1 protein-coding gene is annotated in these 2,407 nt (G+C 70.3%); it reads right to left on the minus strand.

Annotated features, from left to right (window positions below; all coding sequences use genetic code 11):
* Positions 1-25: 25 nt before the first annotated feature.
* A partial coding sequence (locus ACYVE9_RS23175) for a RelA/SpoT family protein (RefSeq protein ID WP_461029832.1) occupies positions 26-2,407 on the minus strand: 2,382 nt, incomplete at its 5' end.

Genomic DNA, 2,407 nt, shown 5'->3' on the forward strand with positions numbered 1-2,407 from the left:
GGCGGGGGCGCCGGGGGCGCCGGGGTCAGGGGCGGCGGGTGGAGGTGACGCGGTAGACGTCGTAGACGCCGTCCACACCGCGGACCGCCTTCAGTACGTGCCCGAGGTGCTTGGGGTCGCCCATCTCGAAGGTGAACCGGGAGACCGCCACCCGGTCCCGGGAGGTCTGCACGGCCGCCGACAGGATGTTGACGTGCTGGTCGGACAGCACCCGGGTGACGTCCGACAGCAGCCGGGAGCGGTCCAGCGCCTCGACCTGGATGGCGACCAGGAAGACCGACGACTGGGTCGGCGCCCACTCGACGTCGAGGATGCGCTCCGGCTCACGGGAGAGCGACTCGATGTTGAGGCAGTCCGCGCGGTGCACGGAGACGCCGCTGCCGCGGGTCACGAAGCCGATGATGGGATCACCCGGCACCGGCGTGCAGCAGCGCGCCAGCTTCACCCAGACGTCCTCGACGCCCTTGACGATCACGCCGGGGTCGGAGCCGGAGCGGCGTTTGCTGCGGCCCGTCATGGGGGGCGCGGTCTCGGCGATGTCCTCGTTGGCGGCCTCCTCGCCGCCGAGCGCCTGCACCAGCTTCTGCACGACGTTCTGTGCGGCGACGTGGCCTTCGCCTATGGCCGCGTAGAGCGAGGAGATGTCCGGGTAGCGCATCTCGTGCGCGAGGGTCACCAGCGAGTCGCCGGTGAGGATGCGCTGGATCGGCAGGTTCTGCTTGCGCATGGCCCGCACGATGGCGTCCTTGCCCTGCTCGATGGCCTCGTCCCGCCGCTCGCGGGAGAACCACGCACGGATCTTGTTGCGGGCCCGGGGTGACTTGACGAAGCCCAGCCAGTCGCGGGAGGGGCCGGCCCCGGCCGACTTGGAGGTGAAGACCTCCACGGTGTCGCCGTTGTCGAGGGTGGACTCCAGCGGCACCAGGCGTCCGTTGACCCGCGCGCCGATGGTCCGGTAGCCGACCTCGGTGTGCACGGCGAACGCGAAGTCGACGGGTGTCGCTCCGGCGGGCAGCGCGATGACGTCGCCCTTGGGGGTGAAGACGAAGACCTCGTTGCGGGACAGGTCGAAGCGCAGCGACTCCAGGAACTCGCTGGGGTCCTCCGTCTCCTTCTGCCAGTCCAGCAGCTGCCGCAGCCACGCCATGTCGTTGACGGTGTCCTGCCCAGCCCCCTTGGGGATGTCGGTGCGGACCTTGGAGGCGCCGGCCACGGCCTCCTGCTTGTACTTCCAGTGCGCCGCGATGCCGTACTCGGCGCGGCGGTGCATGTCGAAGGTCCGGATCTGGAGCTCGACGGGCTTGCCGCCGGGGCCGATGACCGTCGTGTGCAGCGACTGGTACATGTTGAACTTGGGCATCGCGATGTAGTCCTTGAACCGCCCCGGCACGGGGTTCCACCGCGCGTGCACGGTGCCCAGCGCCGCGTAGCAGTCGCGGACGGTGTCGACGAGGACCCGGATGCCCACCAGGTCGTAGATCTCGGCGAAGTCCCGGCCGCGGACGATCATCTTCTGGTAGACGGAGTAGTAGTGCTTCGGCCGCCCGGTGACGGTGGCCTTGATCCGCGCGCCGCGCAGGTCGGACTGCACCTCGTCGGTGACGATCGCCAGGTACTCGTCGCGCTTGGGCGCGCGTTCGGCGACCAGCCGCACGATCTCGTCGTACATCTTGGGGTAGAGGATCGCGAAGGCGAGGTCCTCCAGCTCCCACTTGATGGTGTTCATGCCCAGCCGGTGGGCGAGCGGCGCGTAGATCTCCAGCGTCTCGCGGGCCTTCTGCTCCTGCTTCTCCCGCCGCAGGAAGCGCATGGTCCGCATGTTGTGCAGCCGGTCGGCGAGCTTGATGACCAGGACGCGGGGGTCCTTGGCCATGGCGACGACCATCTTGCGCACCGTCTCGGCCTGCGCGGCCTCGCCGAACTTGACCTTGTCCAGCTTGGTGACGCCGTCCACGAGCAGGGCGACCTGGTCGCCGAAGTCGCGGCGCAGCGTCTCCAGGCCGTACTCGGTGTCCTCGACGGTGTCGTGCAGCAGCCCGGCCATCAGCGTGGCCGGGTCCATGCCCAGCTCGGCCAGGATCGTCGTCACGGCCAGCGGGTGGGTGATGTACGGGTCGCCGCTCTTGCGCTTCTGGCCGCGGTGCCAGCGCTCGGCGACCTGGTACGCCCGCTCGATCTGGCGCAGCGTCGCGGTGTCGGCCTTCGGGTCGTGGCTGCGCACTATCCGCAGCAGCGGTTCCAGCACCGGGTTGTACGGGCTGGAGCGCTGCACGCCCAGCCGCGCCAGCCGCGCCCTGACCCGGTTGGAGGAACCGGAGCGTCCCGAGACGCCGGAGACGGCGCGGGCGGGCGGCCCGGGGGCGCCGCCCTTCGCGCTTCCGGTGGTGCTGCCGCCCCGCGTGCCCCT

The sequence above is a fragment of the Streptomyces sparsus genome (assembly GCF_054776295.1).